Source organism: Corynebacterium sp. USCH3 (genome assembly GCF_037619475.1).
GTDB lineage: Bacteria > Actinomycetota > Actinomycetes > Mycobacteriales > Mycobacteriaceae > Corynebacterium.
This window is the reverse complement of the sequence record NZ_JAQPZT010000008.1, coordinates 39,861-56,628: the sequence shown is the minus strand read 5'-3', so window position 1 is coordinate 56,628 and position 16,768 is coordinate 39,861. Positions and strand designations below refer to the sequence as shown.

At 69.1% G+C, this 16,768-nt stretch carries 12 protein-coding genes and 1 tRNA gene; 9 read left to right on the top strand and 4 right to left on the bottom strand.

Going from position 1 to position 16,768, the window contains the following annotated elements; all coding sequences use genetic code 11:
- Positions 1 to 75 precede the first annotated feature (75 nt).
- On the bottom strand, positions 76 to 4,980 hold the full coding sequence (locus PQI66_RS15125) for a DEAD/DEAH box helicase (protein ID WP_339999359.1): 4,905 nt from the start codon (positions 4,978 to 4,980) through the stop codon (positions 76 to 78).
- Between the two features lie 126 nt (positions 4,981 to 5,106).
- On the opposite strand from PQI66_RS15125, the gene PQI66_RS15120 reads away from it, so the two are divergent.
- The 9 genes from PQI66_RS15120 to PQI66_RS15080 all read left to right on the top strand — a co-directional run bounded on the left by PQI66_RS15120 (position 5,107) and on the right by PQI66_RS15080 (position 12,729).
- Entirely contained in the window at positions 5,107 to 5,874 is a 768-nt protein-coding gene (locus tag PQI66_RS15120) for a 3'(2'),5'-bisphosphate nucleotidase CysQ (RefSeq protein ID WP_339999358.1), read from the top strand.
- 24 nt (positions 5,875 to 5,898) lie between these two features.
- Positions 5,899 to 7,131, top strand: a complete 1,233-nt coding sequence (locus tag PQI66_RS15115) for a phospholipase D-like domain-containing protein (RefSeq protein ID WP_339999357.1) — start codon at positions 5,899 to 5,901, stop codon at positions 7,129 to 7,131.
- Positions 7,132 to 7,197: 66 nt separating this feature from the next.
- Complete coding sequence (locus PQI66_RS15110) at positions 7,198 to 8,028, top strand: thymidylate synthase (RefSeq protein WP_339999356.1); 831 nt, start codon at positions 7,198 to 7,200, stop codon at positions 8,026 to 8,028.
- 11 nt (positions 8,029 to 8,039) lie between these two features.
- The gene (locus PQI66_RS15105; protein WP_339999355.1) at positions 8,040 to 8,696 is read left to right on the top strand and encodes a dihydrofolate reductase; all 657 of its coding nucleotides are present in this window, start codon (positions 8,040 to 8,042) and stop codon (positions 8,694 to 8,696) included.
- Positions 8,697 to 8,705: 9 nt separating this feature from the next.
- Entirely contained in the window at positions 8,706 to 8,948 is a 243-nt protein-coding gene (locus PQI66_RS15100; RefSeq protein ID WP_339999354.1) for a mycoredoxin, read from the top strand.
- A gap of 255 nt (positions 8,949 to 9,203) precedes the next feature.
- A complete protein-coding gene (locus tag PQI66_RS15095; RefSeq protein WP_339999353.1) occupies positions 9,204 to 9,572 on the top strand; it encodes a DUF485 domain-containing protein in 369 nt (122 codons plus the stop codon).
- Between the two features lie 24 nt (positions 9,573 to 9,596).
- A complete protein-coding gene (locus PQI66_RS15090) occupies positions 9,597 to 11,228 on the top strand; it encodes a solute symporter family protein (RefSeq protein WP_339999352.1) in 1,632 nt (543 codons plus the stop codon).
- 158 nt (positions 11,229 to 11,386) lie between these two features.
- On the top strand, positions 11,387 to 12,595 hold the full coding sequence (locus PQI66_RS15085; protein WP_339999351.1) for a cation:proton antiporter: 1,209 nt from the start codon (positions 11,387 to 11,389) through the stop codon (positions 12,593 to 12,595).
- 61 nt (positions 12,596 to 12,656) lie between these two features.
- Positions 12,657 to 12,729 (top strand) — tRNA-Arg (locus tag PQI66_RS15080).
- Between the two features lie 21 nt (positions 12,730 to 12,750).
- On the opposite strand, the gene PQI66_RS15075 is transcribed toward PQI66_RS15080, so the two are convergent.
- The 3 genes from PQI66_RS15075 to PQI66_RS15065 form a co-directional block, all read right to left on the bottom strand.
- Complete coding sequence (locus PQI66_RS15075) at positions 12,751 to 14,856, bottom strand: MMPL family transporter (protein ID WP_339999350.1); 2,106 nt, start codon at positions 14,854 to 14,856, stop codon at positions 12,751 to 12,753.
- Between the two features lie 115 nt (positions 14,857 to 14,971).
- Positions 14,972 to 15,637, bottom strand: a complete 666-nt coding sequence (locus PQI66_RS15070) for a CE1759 family FMN reductase (protein WP_339999349.1) — start codon at positions 15,635 to 15,637, stop codon at positions 14,972 to 14,974.
- Positions 15,634 to 16,761, bottom strand: a complete 1,128-nt coding sequence (locus PQI66_RS15065; RefSeq protein WP_339999348.1) for an LLM class flavin-dependent oxidoreductase — start codon at positions 16,759 to 16,761, stop codon at positions 15,634 to 15,636. The genes PQI66_RS15070 and PQI66_RS15065 overlap by 4 nt, the downstream gene beginning before the upstream one ends.
- Positions 16,762 to 16,768 lie beyond the last annotated feature (7 nt).

Here is a 16,768-nt window from a genome sequence, read left to right as displayed (position 1 = left end):
CCGTCGCCTACTGCGGTCCTTCCCGGACAGGGTACGCCTTCAACAGCCCTGGATGACGGGCACGCACGGGACCGGTCACCGCACCATCAGTCCCTTCGGGGTCAGCCGCGCGCCGGCCTCGGTCCACACCCCTGTCGCGGCACCCATCACCTCCACGCCGTTGATGCGCTCCACGGCCACCGGTGACAGCCGTCCGGCCTGCACGGCATCAGAGAGGACGGCGACCACGGCGGACACGTCGCCGGGGTCCAGCGGCGTCGGCCCGTCGGACAGCGACGGTCGGGTGAAGACGGTGACGGTCCGGCCTCCGCGGGTCAGGTGCGCCAGCAGCCGACCGTCACGTAGAACGACCAGTGCACCGGCTCCGCGGGTGGGACGCGGTGCGTCGTCCGGCGCCTCAGGCCACGGTACCGCCGCACCGTAGGGGTTCGCCGGGTCCGACGCCGCCAGCAGCACCGGGGTACCCGTGGCCTCCCCGCGCGAACCGGTGTCCTCCTCGACACGGCGCAGTTGGTCGATGATCCCGCGGGAGGCGAACTGTGCCCCGCCCAGACCCTCGACGATGTAGCCGCGCAGCACGGTGCCGTTGTCCTCCCAGGCGGTGAGCATCCGGTAGGCGGCGGCGAACCCGCCCTCGGTGTGCTCGGCCATCACCGCGCCGCGGGTCACCACGGCGTAGCGGTCGAGCCAGGCTTCGCCGGTGGCGACTGCCCGGTCCGCCACTGCGCCGGATGCCGGGGGCACCTGTGACCAGCGTCCGGGCACCCCGGCATGGGCGTTCATCGCCGCCCGACGCGAGCGCACCTCTTCGGATGCGACGGTCTGGGCGAAGGTGCTGCGACCCATGCGCAGTCGTCGGGTGGTACCACGGCCCCGGTCGCGTCGGGGTGCCTTGTGCGCACCGGAACCCCCGGCCCGGTTCCCCGTCCGGTCAGTAAACCCGGTCCCCGCCAGCCGGGCCCGGACCGGCGCGAAGGTGTCCGGCATGAGCATCCCGGCGTCGAAGAGTTCCCAGATGGCGGCGTCGACGGCGTCGTGCCCGGCGCTTCCGGAGACGCCCGAGACTCCTGAGTCACCGGGGTCACCGGAGTCACCGAGGCCGCGCTCGATCTCGGCGGCGAGGAACGCCCCTCCCCCACTGACCCGTTCGCGCACCATCGCGGCGACGGGGCCGGGCTCGGGCCGGTCGGCGTCGACGGCCCCGTCCACCAGCAGTGGTGCCAGGTCGGCGGGCAGCAGCATGATCCGCGGGTCCGTCGCCGATGCGGTGCCGGCCCCGACGACGAGGACCTCGCCGGACGCCACGAGGTCGTCCAGGTCAGTCGTCCGGTAGCCGGGGATCCGGGCGGGCAACACCACGGTCTCCCAGGCACTCGCCGGTAGCGCGACTCCGGCGAGCTGCTCGATGACCCCGGGCAGGTCCTCCCGTTCACCGGTGCCCAGGCCGTGCCAGTCGGCCAGCACCACGGCGTAGGTCTGCACGCTCACCGGTTCCAGGGCCCCACGTGCCTTCGCCAGGGTCGCGGCACGCAACCGGCGCAGGACACCGGCATCAACGTACTGGTCCCCGTCCCAGCCCTTGTGCGACTCCAGTCGGCGTCCGCTGACCCAGCGTTTCGCCAGGGAGTCGGCGGTGGCCACGCCGAGACCGAATTCTTCGGCGACGTCGGCGGCGGTGAACGGTCCGTGTGTCCGGGCCCACCGCAGGACGAGCTGGTCGACGGCGTCGCCGACCGTCTCGCGTGCAGCGGCGACACCCGGGGGTACGGGGATGCCCAGTCCGTCGCGCAGCAGGGCGGCGTCCTCCACGACCGCCCAGCGCAGCACGCCGCCGACCTTCACCGCACAGATCCGGCGCGGGATCATCGCCTCGACCTCGGCACGGTCGACATTGTCGGTCCGTCGCCAGACCTCCTCCGGTGCCAGCGGCCCCAGTGCGCGGAGCATGTCCACGACCTGTTCAGCCGTCCGGGCGCGCCGGCCCTCGGAGAGCCACTGCAGAGACTCCACGACCTCGGCGACCACGTCCTCATCCAGGACGAGGCCGTCTCCCCTGGTGCCGAGGACGGCGGCGAGCAGGCCCGGATCCACGGTCAGGGCGGCGGCCCGTTCGGCGGAGTCGCCCTCGTAGAGGAACGCGCCGGTGTAGCTGAACAGCAGGGATTCGGCGAAGGGGGACGGCGCGTCGGTGGTGATCTCGGCGACCCGCATCGACCGGCTCCCCACCGCGCCGACGATTCGCTCCAGTGCAGGCAGGTCGTAGACGTCCCGCAGACATTCGCGCATGGTCTCGACCATGATCGGGAATTCCGGGTGGGGACGGGCCACGTCGAGCAGTTGGGCGGCGCGTTGGCGTTGCTGCCACAACGGTTGACGTTTGCCCGGGTTACGCCGGGGCAGCAGCAGGGCCCGGGCCGCGCATTCGCGGAAGCGTCCGGCGAACAGTGCCGAGGACCCGACCGACTCCGTCACCTCAGCGACGACGGAGTCGACGACCGGTGCCGTGTCACCTCCGGCAGCACCGTCCCCACCGCCGGTGAGCAGCTCCGCCCCGGGGGCGTCCTCGGTGTACGGCAGGCGCAGGACGATACCGTCGTCGCCGGCCACCGCCATCGCGTCGATGCCGGACCGCCGGGACAGGGACGCCCCGATCGCCAAGGCCCACGGAGCGTTCACCGACCGCCCCCACGGAGTGTGCACGACGACCCGCCAGTCGCCGACCTCGTCGTGGAACCGTTCGATGAGGATCGTGCGCTCGTCCGGGATGACCTGCGTGGCCTCGCGCTGCCCGGTGTAGAAGGAGTCGAGGTTGGTGCGGGTGTTGTCGTCGAGGAAGTCCGCGCCCCGCAGGTCCCCGTCGCTCCCACGACCCCACGCCCGGCGTGCCGCACCGATCACCGGCCCGAGTTCGGCGGGGCGCCCCTCAGCGTCGCCGACCCAGAACGGCAGGCGCCCGGTGTGCCCGGCGGCCGGGGTGACGATGACCTGGTCACGGGTGATCTCGGCGATCCGCCACGACGACGCCCCGAGGGTGAACACGTCACCCACCCGCGACTCGTAGACCATCTCCTCGTCGAGTTCACCGACGCGCCGGCCACCGGCGTTGGCCCCGCCGTCACCGTCCGCCGGCAGAAACACTCCGAACAGCCCGCGGTCGGGGATGGTGCCCCCGGAGGTCACCGCGGTACGTTGCGCCCCGGGGCGCGCCTCGAAGGTTCCGGTGGCAGGGTCGTAGATGACCTTGGGACGCAGTTCGGCGAAATCGGTGGAGGGGTAGCGTCCACTCACCAGCTCCACGACGCCGTCGAACGCCTCCCGCGGCAGCGCCGCGTAGGGGTGGGCACGCCGGACGGTGCGGAACCACTCCTCCACGTCGACCCCCGCCCCCTCCGCCGCCACATGGCCACCACCGGCGGCGAGCTGCGCCGCAACCGCCACCGTCTGCTGGGCCAGGACGTCCAGGGCGTTGGACACCACCTGCAGGGGTTCGAGGTCGCCGGCGAGCATCCGGTCGACGATCACGGTCGCGACCTCGGCGTCCTGCCGGTGCAGGGGGTAGACCGTGGCCCGGGACACCGCCCCGACGGAGTGCCCGGCGCGCCCGCAGCGCTGCACCGCCGAGGAGACGCTCGGCGGGGCGCCGACCTGGATGACGTGGTCGACCAGCCCCATGTCGATCCCGAGTTCCAGGGACGAGGTCGCCACCACGCAGCGCAGCGACCCGTCCTTCAACGCCGCTTCGATGTCGGCACGTTCGTCCTTGGACACCGACCCGTGGTGCGCCCGGGCGATGACCTGGGGTGCGCCGGACACCGCGCCGGACTGCGCCATCAACTGTGCCGGGTCACGCCGGGTCGGGGCGGCCAGCGACTCCGGGTCGTACTCCTCGGCCCACAGCTCGTTGAGGGCCCCGGTGAGGCGCTCGGCGGTGCGCCGTGCGTTGACGAACACCAGGGTCGAGCGGTTGTCCATCACCTGCCCGTAGATCGCGCGCTGGACGTGCGGCCACACCGACTTCTGCTGTGGCAGCGCGGACTCACGGTCCACGCCGGAGGCGACCCGGCTTCCGCTGCCCGCATCGGTGACTCCGCCGACGCCCTCGCCGATCAGCGACGGCCCGAGCAGTGCCTCATCGACGGGAACTCCGTCCCCAACATCCGCGCCGTCCCCACCCGGTTCCACCGCCGCGGCCGCGACGTCCTCGACCGCGGGCGGGTCCTGGAAGTCGTCGACCACACTGCGTACACGCACGTCCCACAACTTCTGCGTCGGCGGGTTCACCACCGTGACCGGACGATCCCCGCCGAGGAACGCCGCGACGGTGTCGACCGGGTTGACGGTGGCGGACAGGCCGATGCGCTGCACCCCGGCTTCGCTGAGACGGTCGAGCCGTTCCAGACTGAGCGCCAGATGGGTACCGCGTTTCGTGCCGGCGACCGCGTGCACCTCGTCGACGATCACCGTGTCCACCTCCCGCAGCGTCCCGGCCGCCTTGGAGGTGAGCATGAGGTACAACGACTCCGGGGTGGTGATCAGCACGTCCGGCGGAGTACGCAGCAGCTTCGCCCGCTCCGCCTGCGGGGTGTCCCCCGAGCGCACCCCGATGCGGACCGGGGCGATGTCGGTGCCGGACGCCGCGGCCGTCCGTGCGATCCCGGCCAGCGGCACCTGCAGGTTACGCTCCACATCCACCCCCAGTGCCTTCAACGGCGAGATGTAGAGCACCCGGGTGCCGGTGCCGGCGTCCTGCCGGTCCTTCATCAGCCCCTCGGCGCTCAGGCGGGACAGCGCCCAGAGGAACGCCGCCAACGTCTTCCCCGACCCGGTCGGGGCGACGACGAGGGCGTTGTCGCCACGGCTGATCGCGTCCCAGGCCTGCGACTGCACCACCGTCGGCTCGGCGAAGACCTCACGGAACCAGGAGGCCACCGGTGCCGCGAACCGGTCGAGGGGGTCACGCTGGTCGCTGGTGTCGGTCATGCCCACCAGTCAACCACGCGGTACGGACATGAAACGCCCTCCGGGCGGCTGCATGGCCTCCGCCACGCCGCCACCACGTCCCCGTCAGGTCCCGGCAGGCCGCTGCAGCGACTACACTGTGTCCCCATGACGCGTTTCATCGACGACGAGACCCTTGCCGGTCGCCTCGCCCAGGGCACCGGAGAGATCCTCAAGGGGGTCCGCAACGTCGGACTGCTCCGGGGTGGCGACCTGGGGGCGGCCGGTGACGCGATCGCCCAGGACTGGATCGCCCGTGCCCTCGCCATCCACCGCCCGGACGACGCCGTGCTTTCCGAGGAAGCCACCGACGACCTCTCGCGTCTCGGCCGCGACCGGGTCTGGATCATCGACCCCCTCGACGGCACCCGGGAGTACGCCGGGGTGCGCCAGGACTGGGCGGTCCATATCGCCCTGGCCGTGCAGGGCACCGTGACCGTCTCCGCCGTCGGTATGCCGGACCTGGGCCAGGTCTTCACCTCCGCGGAATCCCGCGCCGTCACAGGCGCACCGACGAACCGGTTCGTCATCTCCCGCAACAGCACCCCGGAGGTGGCGCCCCACATCGCCGAGACGCTCGGTGCGGAGCTGACGACGATGGGCTCCTGCGGCGCGAAGGCCATCAGCGTGCTCCTCGGCGACAACGACGCCTACATCCACGCCGGGGGACAGTACGAGTGGGACAACGCCGCACCGGTGGGTGTGTGCCAGGCCGCCGGTCTGCACTGCAGCCGGCTCGACGGATCCCCGCTGGTCTACAACAACGAGGACACCTATCTTCCTGACCTGCTGATCTGCCGGCCGGACATCGCCGACGACATCCTCGCCGCCGCAGCGGACTTCTCGGCGGAGCACGGCTCGTACACCACCGTGTGACCGGCGACCACTAGAATCGGCGTGATGAGCACATCGTCACCCGCCGCATACGCCGGACTCGCCGTCGCCGGCACCGCCGCCCTGGCCGCCGCCGCGGCACTGCCGGCGCTCACCGCCGACCTCGTCAAACGTCGCGGCCGGACGGAGCGGGAGGCACCCCGCCCCGGTACGTTCTCCGCCGCCGTCGGCGACTCCGCGTTGACGGTCTACACCGACGGCCGCACCCTCTACGACGACATGATCGCGGCCATCGACGGTGCCGACGACATCATCCTCATGCAGAACTACCTGTGGAAGGACGATGAGGACGGCCTGCGGTTCATCAAGGCGCTCAACGCCGCCGCAGAGCGGGGCGTGGATGTCTACGTGATCTACGACAGCTTCGGCAACCTCGTCGTCCCCCGCTCGTTCTACCGCAACTTCTCCGACGCGGTCCATGTCGCCCGGCTGCCGTTCGTCACCCGCAAGCTGTGGACCGCCCCGGTCCGCACCACCGGGGTGAACCATTCGAAGATCCTGGTGATCGACGACCACACCGGGTTCATCGGCGGCTACAACATCGGCTCCCAGTTCGCCGGACACTGGCGCGACACCCACGTGCGCCAGGTCGGTCCGAAGACCTGGGGCCTGCGCAATGCGGTGACCCGGGTCTGGAACCAGAAGTGGTCGGACGGCGGCGACATCCCCTGGACGGCACCGGACAGCTGGGACTCCCGGATCCAGGTCGTGGCGAATCTCCCCGTCCAGCTGGTCTACCCGTTGCGGAACATGTACCTCACCGCCATCGAACGCGCCCGGGACCACATCTGGATCACCACCCCCTACTTCATTCCCGACCAGCAGATCCTGCAGGCGTTGTACCGGGCGTCGGACCGGGGTGTGGACGTACGGCTGATGGTGCCGAAGGAGTCCAACCACATGGTCGCCGACTGGGTCAGCCGGGGTTTCTACGGCGAACTGCTGGAGCACGGCATCACCCTGCACCTCTACGCGGCGACCATGATCCACGCGAAGACCGCGACCATCGACGGGGAATGGTCCACCGTGGGCACGGCGAACATCGACCGCCTGTCACTGTCCTTCAACTACGAGACGAACATCGAGGTCACCGACAAGGATTTCGCGGCAGAGATGGAGAAGGTCTTCACCGCCGACATCGAGCACTGCGAGACGGTGGACTCCACGTCCTGGCGCGACGAGCACCCGTTGTCGCGGGTGGCGGAGATCGCCCTCATGCCGTTGCGGAAGGTGTTGTGACCGCCGCAGTCGACCGGAGCCCGGCCGGGTGGTGGCGGACCCCGTCCTGACCCTATTCTAGTCCCCATGAGTTCTCTGTCCCCCGGGTCCGCCGGACCGACCGTCCCCACCCCCTACGAGGATCTCCTGGCCGAGATCCTCGCCGACGGCACCGCGAAAGGCGACCGCACCGGCACGGGTACCCGCAGCCTGTTCGGTCGGCAGATCCGCTACGACCTCTCCGCCGGGTTCCCGCTGTTGACCACGAAGAAGGTCCACCTGACGTCGGTCGTCGGGGAACTGCTCTGGTTCCTGCGTGGTGACTCGAACGTGGGGTGGCTGCACGAGCACGGTGTGAGCATCTGGGACGAGTGGGCCGACGACAACGGCGACCTCGGCCCGATCTACGGCGTGCAGTGGCGCAGCTGGCCCACCCCCGACGGACACCACGTCGACCAGATCTCCGCCGCCCTGGAGACGCTCACGTCCAACCCGGACTCCCGGCGCAACATCGTCTCGGCGTGGAACGTCTCCGAGCTCAGCGACATGGCCCTGCCACCCTGCCACCTGCTGTTCCAGCTCTACGTCGCGGACGGGAAGCTGTCGTGCCAGCTCTACCAGCGCAGCGCGGACATGTTCCTCGGTGTGCCGTTCAACATCGCCAGCTACTCGCTGCTGACCCACATGTTCGCCCAGCAGGCGGGCCTGGAGGTCGGCGAGTTCGTGTGGACCGGCGGCGACTGCCACATCTACGACAACCATGTCGAGCAGGTCGAGCGTCAGCTCAGCCGGACGGCACGTCCGTACCCGACGTTGTCGCTGGCCAAGGCCGCGGACATGTTCAGCTACACCTTCGACGACATCTCGGTCGAAGGCTACGACCCTCACCCGGGCATCAAGGCTCCGGTGGCGGTATGAGGGAGGACGCCATGAGCAACGACACGAGCGGTGACGCACGCACCCCCCTGACCCGCGGTGAGCTGCGGGACGCCGGACTGCCGGACGGCGTCGAGATCGCGATGATCTGGGCACAGACCACCGACGGGGTCATCGGGGACGGCACCGACATGCCCTGGTACCTGCCCGAGGACCTCGAGCACTTCAAGAACTCCACCGTGGGGGCACCGGTGGTGATGGGGCGGATCTCCTGGGAGGCCCTGGACCCGCGCTTCCGCCCCCTGCCGGGCCGGGACAACGTGGTCATCACCCGGAACCCGTCCTTCGACGCCCCCGGCGGCACCGTGAGCGCCTCGATCCCGGAGGCCGTGGCCGCCGCCTACCGGATCGCCGCCGGAGAGGACGCCGCGGGCGTACCGACGGTGTGGATCCTCGGTGGTGGGGAGATCTACCGCCAGTGCCTGCCCGTCGCCGACCGCGTCGTCGTCACCGAGATCGCCTGCGGTGCCCCCGACCGCTTCACCGTCGTCGCGCCGGACATGCGCGCGACGCTGCAGGACGGCTCCTTCACCGTCTCAGACGGCCCCTGGCTTGAGTCCGCCAAGGGCAGCGCCCTGACCGGTGAAGACCCGCTGCGCTACCGTATCTGCGAGTACACGGCCTCCACGTCCCCCGAAGAGAAGTCCTAGGAGAATCCCTTGTCCGTCACCCTGTACACCACCACCTGGTGCCCCTTCTGCCAGCGGCTCACCGCTGACCTCGACGCCACCGAGACCCCGTACGAGCGCATCGACGTCGAGGAGAACCCCGACGCCGGTGAGTGGGTGAAGTCCGTCAACGACGGCAACCGCGTCGTGCCCACCGTCAAGTACTCCGACGGCACCTACGCCACCAACCCACCGGCGGACGACGTGCGCGCCAAGCTCGCCGAGTTGGGGTAGCCCCCCCCCCACAGAAGCACATATTTTCGGAAGCAGTTCGGCGCACACTGCCGCAGATCTGCGACTGCACCGGTTCAGTACCCACCCCCGTTAGGCTCCTGCTTAGTTGCATGTCAGGACGACCAGCGGGGGTGCATTGCGTTCAGCCCCCTGCACACACCCTCTTTTGCCTTGAAATGGTTTCCGTGGGTTCTGTAACTTGTCACCCATCCACAGCGAGTCTGTGACCATTATCACTCACAAGAAAGGGAGCCGATGTCGACACCCGACCTGCGGCACACACCGTCCCCCGAGGAGTTCGTCGAGGCCCAGAAGAGCCCCGAATTCCAGGAACTCCGAAAGAAGCAGCGGGGATTCGCCTTCCCCGTGACGATCTGCGCCCTGATCTGGTTCGCGGCTTACGTCGTGCTCGCCATGTTCGCACCCGACCTGTTCTCCGGGAAGGTGCTCGGCAACATCAACGTCGGCGTCGTCCTGGGTCTGCTCCAGTTCGTGACCACCTTCGCCATCACCTACGCCTACGTGAAGTTCGCCGACCGCGAGATCGAGCCGCGGACCTCCGCACTGCGCGACCGTCTCGAGCGCACCGGTGACTTCGCCGAGACCGGCCCCGCCACGGCGTAAGCCCTTAACGAACTGAGAGAAATTATGCAGACACATCTCCTCGCCCAGTCGGACGCGGGCAACCCCGTCCTCAATATCGCCATCTTCGTCGGCTTCATCGTGATCACGATGTACATCGTGACCCGTGCCAGCAAGTCCCAGCAGAAGGACTCCGCCAAGGACTTCTACACCGGTGGCGCGAGCTTCTCGGGAACCCAGAACGGTCTCGCCATCGCCGGTGACTACCTGTCGGCGGCCTCCTTCCTCGGCATCGTCGGTGCCATCGCGCTGAACGGCTACGACGGGTTCCTCTACTCCATCGGCTTCTTCGTCGCCTGGGTCGTCGCCATGCTGCTCGTCGCCGAGCCGCTGCGTAACACCGGTAAGTTCACCATGGCGGACGTGCTGTCCTTCCGCCTGAAGCAGCGCCCGGTCCGGCTCGCGGCCTCCTTCGCGACGCTGTTCGTGTCGCTGTTCTACCTGATCGCCCAGATGGCCGGTGCCGGTTCGCTGGTCTCTGTGCTCCTCGACATCCACGAGAAGCCCGCCCAGGCGGCCGTCGTCGCCGTGGTCGGTGTCGTGATGATCGCCTACGTGCTCATCGGCGGTATGAAGGGAACCACCTACGTCCAGATGATCAAGGCAGTCCTGCTGTGCACCGGTGTGTTCATCATGGCCGTGATCATCATGGTGATGGTCAAGGGCAACTTCTCCGAGCTGCTGCAGATGGCCATCGACAAGCACGCCGAAGCCGGTACGGAGAACCCGGAGGCCATCCTGACACCCGGCATGCAGTACGGCGGCTCGCTCATGGGCCAGCTCGACTTCATCTCCCTGGCCATGGCCCTGTGCCTCGGTGTGGCCGGCCTGCCGCACGTGCTGATGCGCTTCTACACGGTGCCCACCGCCCGTGAGGCCCGCAAGTCCGTGACCTGGGCCATCGTCCTGATCGGCGGGTTCTACCTGCTGACCCTGATCCTGGGTTACGCCGCGGCCGCCTATGTCGGTGTGGACCGCATCCAGGGTGCGCCGGGTGGCGCCAATGCGGCAGCACCCCTGTTGGCACTCGAACTCGGCGGGTCCATCTTCATGGCCCTGATCTCGGCGGTCGCCTTCGCCACCGTGCTCGCCGTGGTCGCCGGCCTGGCGATCACCGCCTCGGCCTCGGTCGCCCACGACTTCTACGACGCCGTCCTCCGTGGCGGGAAGTCCACCGAAGCCGAACAGGTCCGCGTCTCCAAGATCACCGTGGTCGTCATCGGCATCGCCTCGATCATCCTGGGCATCCTGGCCATGGACCAGAACGTGGCCTTCCTGGTCTCCCTGGCGTTCTGCATCGCCGCCTCGGCCAACCTGCCGACGATCCTCTACTCCCTGTACTGGAAGCGCTTCAACACCACCGGCGCCGTCGCCTCGATCTACGTCGGCCTGATCTCCTCCCTGGTCGTGCTGTTCTTCTCGAACTCTGTCTCCGGGACCGAGAAGGCCATGTTCGCCAACTCCGACTGGTCGCTGATCGACCTGACCAACCCGGCGATCATCTCCATCCCGCTGGGCTTCCTGGCCGGCATCGTGGGCACCTACCTCGGCAAGCCGGACAACAAGGACGCACTGCAGGCCGAGATGGAGGTCCGCTCCCTCACCGGTGTCGGCGTCGAGGCACCGGTCGACCACTAGGCCAACCCCACCCCCTTTTTTCCAGCGACCCTCCCCCACACCACTCACCACCGGCACACCGCAACCACACCCGTCCCCCGCCCCCTCCGCCCCACCACTGCGGAGGGGGCGGGGAGCGTTTTCCCACCTGCCGGACAACGCTCGGTAGTCTCAGCACCATGACCGACGCCCTCGTCTCTTTCGCCTGGATCGCCGCCGCAGGGTTGCTCGCCCCGGTGCTCGCCTTCCTCACCGGCAAGCGTGTCCCCGCCGTCGTCTTCCTGCTCATCCTCGGACTGGTGATCGGCCCCTTCGGTGCCGGACTCGCCGGCGACGGTGAAGCCGTGGACCTGCTGCGCGAGCTCGGCCTGGGCCTGCTGTTCCTCCTCGCCGGCATGGAGATCAACCCGTCCATGCTGAAGTCCCGCGAAGGTGGACACGCCCTGGTGACCTGGGTCCTGTGCCTCGTCCTGAGCTTCGGCGGCGCCATGGTGCTGACCTCGGGGGACGCCGGCGTGTCCGTCGTCCTGGGCATCGCACTGACGTCGACGGCTCTGGGCACCCTCATGCCCATCCTCAAACAGAACGACCTCAGCGGCACCCCGGTCGGCAACAGCGTGATGATTCACGGCGCGATCGGCGAGCTGGCCCCGGTGATCGCCATGGCCGTCCTGTTGTCCGCGCGAACGACGTGGGCCAGCGCCGCCGTGCTGGCGGTGTTCTTCGTCATCGCGCTGATCGTGGCACTCGTCCCCCGGACCGTTCGCACGCTGACGCCCTGGATCGGGTGGGCCATCCGGGACGGTGCCGGATCGACGAACCAGACGGTGATCCGCTCCGTGGTACTGATGCTCGCCGTCCTCATGGCCGTCGCCGCCGTCTTCGACCTCGACGTCGTGCTCGGCGCCTTCGCCACCGGCATCATCCTGCACCAGATCGTGCCCGACGACTACCGCCCGGGTCTGGAGAAACAGATGGAGACCGTCGGTTACGGCGTCTTCATCCCGGTGTTCTTCGTGACCTCCGGTATGGCGATCGACACCGGCGTCATCGCCGAACGCCCGTGGTTCGTCCTCGGCATCGTGCCGGTCATCCTCCTCACCCGGGGCATGCCGGTCTTTCTGCGCGAGATGTGGACCCGCACCGGCTCAGAGCTTCAGGGGTGGCGGGAGAAACTCGAGATGTCGCTCTACGCGGCCACCGGCCTGCCGATCATCGTCGCCGTCACCGGCGTCGCCACCTCGTCCGGGATCATCGGGCAGCAGGAGGCGTCGCTCCTCGTCGCCGGAGGAGCACTGACCGTCCTGATCTTCCCGCTGGCTGCCCCACTCATCGGCCCGTCGCGACCCGACGGACCCGCCGCAGACTCTCCGTCCGACCGGGGGTGACCACACACAGGGCACCACGTTCCCGACCCCGCGGTGCCGACGCGCTACACTGTTGCGGTGCGCCCCAGTAGCTCAGGGGATAGAGCACCGCTCTCCTAAAGCGGGTGTCGGCAGTTCGAATCTGCCCTGGGGCACAGATTCTCGACAGCGACCGGTCATGGCATATCTGCGTGACCGGTCTTTCTCGTCCTCCCCGGCCACCAGATACGGTCGCCGAGTATGTGGGTCACCGCCGGCACCAGGAACGACCGGACGAGGAACGTGTCGATCAGCACCCCCAGGGAGATGATGACCGCGAGCTGCACCAGGAACTGGATCGGGATGACCAGCAGCGCCGCGAACGTCGCAGCGAGAACAATGCCCGCGCTGGTGATCACACCACCGGTGCTGACCAGTCCCCGGCTCACACCGGCCGCGGTCCCGTGGACCATGGACTCCTCACGCACCCGGGTCATGAGGAAGATGTTGTAGTCGATCGCCAGCGCCACCAGGAACACGAAGGCGTACAGCGGAACCGAGGGATCTGAGCCGCTGAAGCCGACGAGCGCGAAAATCGCCGCCCCGATTCCCAGGGCGGTCCCGAAACTCAGCACCGTGGTCGCCAGCAGCACCAGCGGTGCGACCACGGCCCGCAGCAGCAGGGCGAGCATCAGCGTGATGACGAGCAGCACGACCGGGATGATCACGGTGCGGTCGGCGACGGACGTCTCCTTGGTGTCGAGTTCGGTGGCGGTCGTCCCACCGACCAGCGCCCCGTACTGCCCCACCTCGTCACGGATCTCCCGGACGGTGTCCTCTGCCGCGTCGGAGTACGGGGAATCGGTGAGCGTGACCTCCAGCAGCACCTCACCGTCCACCACGGACGGCCCTCCCGCCTGCCCGTCCCCGACGGACTGCACGCCGTCGAGCGCGTCGACCCGTGTTTCGACGGCGTCCCGGCTCGCGGCAGGCGCCAGAACGTAGGTCGGTGCACCCGCACCCGCCGGGAAGTGACGGTCGAGCACGGCCTGCCCGTCGCGGGCGTCGCTCTGTCCGATCACGTAGTCACTGGTGGGGACGCCGTCGGCGTCCAGGGTGGCCAGCCCCGCACACCCGGCGAGGAGGAGAAGACCCACGCCGGCGGCAATGCGTCGGGGAGCGTGTCCGACGAGGGCTGCGACGCGTCCCCAGATCCCGTCGCCACCGGCCACGGGCTCCTGCGGACGCGCAGCGGACGGTCGCGGAACCCTCGGCCAGAACACGCGCCTGCCCGCCACCGCCAACACGGCGGGGAGGAACGTCAGAGACGTGCAGAATGCTGCGGCGATTCCCACCGCCGCCACCGGTCCCAGACCGGCATTCGAGGCCAGGTCGGACAGGAGCAGGCAGAGCAGTCCGGCGATCACCGTGGCCGCCGACGCCAGCACCGGCTGCCAGGTGCCCCGCAGGGCCGCGGCGGTCGCGCCCCAGGTGCCGTCGTGCCTGCCGAGTTCCTCCCGGTAGCGTGCGGTGTAGAGCAGACCGTAGTCCGTGGCTGCGCCGATGACCAGGATGAACAGGATGCCCTGGATCTGTCCGTTGATCATCACGATGCCGGACCTCGCCAGCGCCACGTTGACCAGCACTGCGGCACACAGTGCCACCATGGAACTCAGCAGGACGATCAACGGGAGGAACGGCGACCGGTACACCAGGACGAGGATGACCAGCACCGCGGCAACGGCGACCAGCAGAAGCAGACCGTCGATGCCCGCGAATGCCTCCGACAGGTCCGCACTGAACCCTGCCGGCCCGGTGACCTGCGCCTGCAGTCCGGCGGGGAGTTCAGAATCCAGGCTCCCCCGGAGCGCGTCGACAGCGTCCGCCGGTGCCGCCGCCTCCGGTGGCAGCACGATGACCTGCACAGCCTCACCGTCGTCGGACGGCACGGGAGGGCTGGCCTCCGTCCCGGTCACACCGGCGGCACCGTCCACCGCCGCCGAGAGGCGGTCAGGCAGGTCCTCCAGCGACGTCGGGTCCACCGGCCGCCCGTCCACGTCCGCGGTGACCACGACGATCGCCGGTGCCGACCCGAAGTCCTGGAAATCCTCCAGCCGGGCGCTGACCTTCGTCGATTCCGCGGACTCCGGGAGGAAGGACGACTGGTCGTTGGTGGCCACCTCACTGATCTCACCGAACTTCGGCCCGCCCACGGCGGCGACACCCAGCCACAGCAGAATGAGTAGTGCGGGGAGCAGGCGCCACCAGGATGATCGCGGGCGGGCGGGTCGGGCGTCCGGCATGGTGCACTCTCCTGGGTCGACGTCGTGTGCACCCCAAGAATGCCAGAACTCTCCGACCGTAAATTGATGGTCAAAACCGGTTCAGCACCAGCCTCTGCGGCGGCCCGTCCGCGCCTCAGGCCCCGGAATGCACCCGCAGCAGGGCCTCGAACCCGCCGAACTCGCCGGCACCACGGTCCTGACCGGACCCCGGCTGCGCGCCGGAATCAGCTGTCCCGGTGGAGGGGCCCGTCCCCAGTTCCGCAGCCAGTTCACGACCGGCACGGGCGATCCGCACGCGCAGGTCCTCCACACCCCCGGCGCCACCGTCCTCGCCGTACTCCCCCGTCGCCACGAACACCCCGGTCGGCAGGACCGTGGCCTGCAGGAAGGACAGCAACGGCCGCATCGCGTAATCCAGCACCATGGAATGCCGCGGCGTGCCGGCGGTGGCCACCAGGGTCACCGGCACACCCTGCAGCGCGTGCTTGTCGAGCGTGTCGAAGAACATCTTGAACAGACCGGCGTAGCTGCCCTGGAACACCGGGGTGGCGGCGACCAGCGCATCGGCGCTGCCGACCAGCGTGCGGGCGTCCTCGAGGTCCGGGGTGGGGATCATCGTGGTCATGTACGTCGCCAGGTCACCGGCGAGCGCCCGGAGGTCCAGTACGGTGACCTCCACCGCACCACCGGTGGCCGCCACCTCGTGCTCCGCGGCGTCAGCGACGCGGGTGGCGATGTCACGGGTGCTGGACGGGTTGCTCAGGCCCGCGTTGACGACGACGAGCTGTCGGGTACTCACTCTCTGCTCCTTTCCTTCACCGGTTCAACGTCGTGGAACGGGTCGTCCATTCCTGCCGCCACGAGGGCGTCGTGCGTCGGCGGCCCGCTGGGCACGTGGGCGGGACGTCGGGCCTCCAGCTCACGGCGTAGGACCGGGACGACCTCGGTGCCGAGGATCTCGATCTGTTCCAGGACGACCTCCGGCGGCAGCCCGGCATGGTCGACCAGGAACATCTGTCGCTGGTAGTCACCCACCGCGTCGGCGTAGCCGAGGTAACGTTCGATGACCTGGTCCACCGTCCCGACCGTCAGCGGGGTCATCCGGGTGAAGTCCTCCATGCTGGGCCCGTGACCGTAGACCGGGGCGTTGTCGAAGTACGGGCGGAAGAACTCCGTGGCCTTCCTCTCGGTCTCGCCGATGAACACCTGACCGCCCAGGCCCACGATCGCCTGGTCGGCCGCCCCGTGACCGTAGTGTTCGAAGCGCTGACGGTAATGCTGGACCATCTGCGTGGTGTGCTCGATGTTCCAGAAGATGTGGTTGTGGAAGAAGCCGTCGCCGTAGTACGCGGCCTGCTCGGCGATCTCCGGGGAGCGGATCGACCCGTGCCACACGAACGGCGGGGTGTCGTCGAGTGGGCGGGGCGTGGACGTGAAGTTCTGCAGCGGGGTACGGAACTCGCCCTTCCAGGTGACGTCCTTCTCACGCCACAACCTGCGCAGCAGGTGGTAGTTCTCCACCGCCAGCGGAATTCCGGTGCGGATGTCCTTGCCGAACCACGGGTACACCGGGCCGGTGTTGCCGCGGCCCATCATCAGGTCGACCCGTCCTGCGGTGAGGTGCTGGACGTAGGCGTAGTCCTCGGCCAGGCGCACGGGGTCGTTGGTGGTGATCAACGTGGTGGCGGTGGAGAAGCGGATCCTCTCGGTCTGCGCGGCCAGGTGGGCCATGAGGATCGGGGGGTTGGCCGGGGCGACGAACGGAGGGTTGTGGTGTTCACCGGTGGCGAAGACGTCGAGACCGACCTCCTCGGCCTTCCTGGCGTACCGCACCGTGTCGGCGATGCGTTGCTGTTCCGTGGGGGCACGCCCGGTGGTGGGGTCGGGGGTGACGTCGCCGATGGTGAAGATTCCGAAGTCCATGGACCCA

Excerpts from the sequence above, each read along its gene's own strand:
- PQI66_RS15110 (WP_339999356.1), top strand. The coding sequence starts at position 7,198 with ATGAGTTCTCTGTCCCCCGGGTCCGCCGGACCGACCGTCCCCACCCCC.
- PQI66_RS15115 (WP_339999357.1), top strand. The coding sequence starts at position 5,899 with ATGAGCACATCGTCACCCGCCGCATACGCCGGACTCGCCGTCGCCGGC.
- PQI66_RS15105 (WP_339999355.1), top strand. The coding sequence starts at position 8,040 with ATGAGCAACGACACGAGCGGTGACGCACGCACCCCCCTGACCCGCGGT.
- PQI66_RS15085 (WP_339999351.1), top strand. The coding sequence starts at position 11,387 with ATGACCGACGCCCTCGTCTCTTTCGCCTGGATCGCCGCCGCAGGGTTG.
- PQI66_RS15120 (WP_339999358.1), top strand. The coding sequence starts at position 5,107 with ATGACGCGTTTCATCGACGACGAGACCCTTGCCGGTCGCCTCGCCCAG.
- PQI66_RS15095 (WP_339999353.1), top strand. The coding sequence starts at position 9,204 with ATGTCGACACCCGACCTGCGGCACACACCGTCCCCCGAGGAGTTCGTC.
- PQI66_RS15125 (WP_339999359.1), bottom strand. The coding sequence starts at position 4,980 with ATGACCGACACCAGCGACCAGCGTGACCCCCTCGACCGGTTCGCGGCA.
- PQI66_RS15065 (WP_339999348.1), bottom strand. The coding sequence starts at position 16,761 with ATGGACTTCGGAATCTTCACCATCGGCGACGTCACCCCCGACCCCACC.
- PQI66_RS15090 (WP_339999352.1), top strand. The coding sequence starts at position 9,597 with ATGCAGACACATCTCCTCGCCCAGTCGGACGCGGGCAACCCCGTCCTC.
- PQI66_RS15075 (WP_339999350.1), bottom strand. The coding sequence starts at position 14,856 with ATGCCGGACGCCCGACCCGCCCGCCCGCGATCATCCTGGTGGCGCCTG.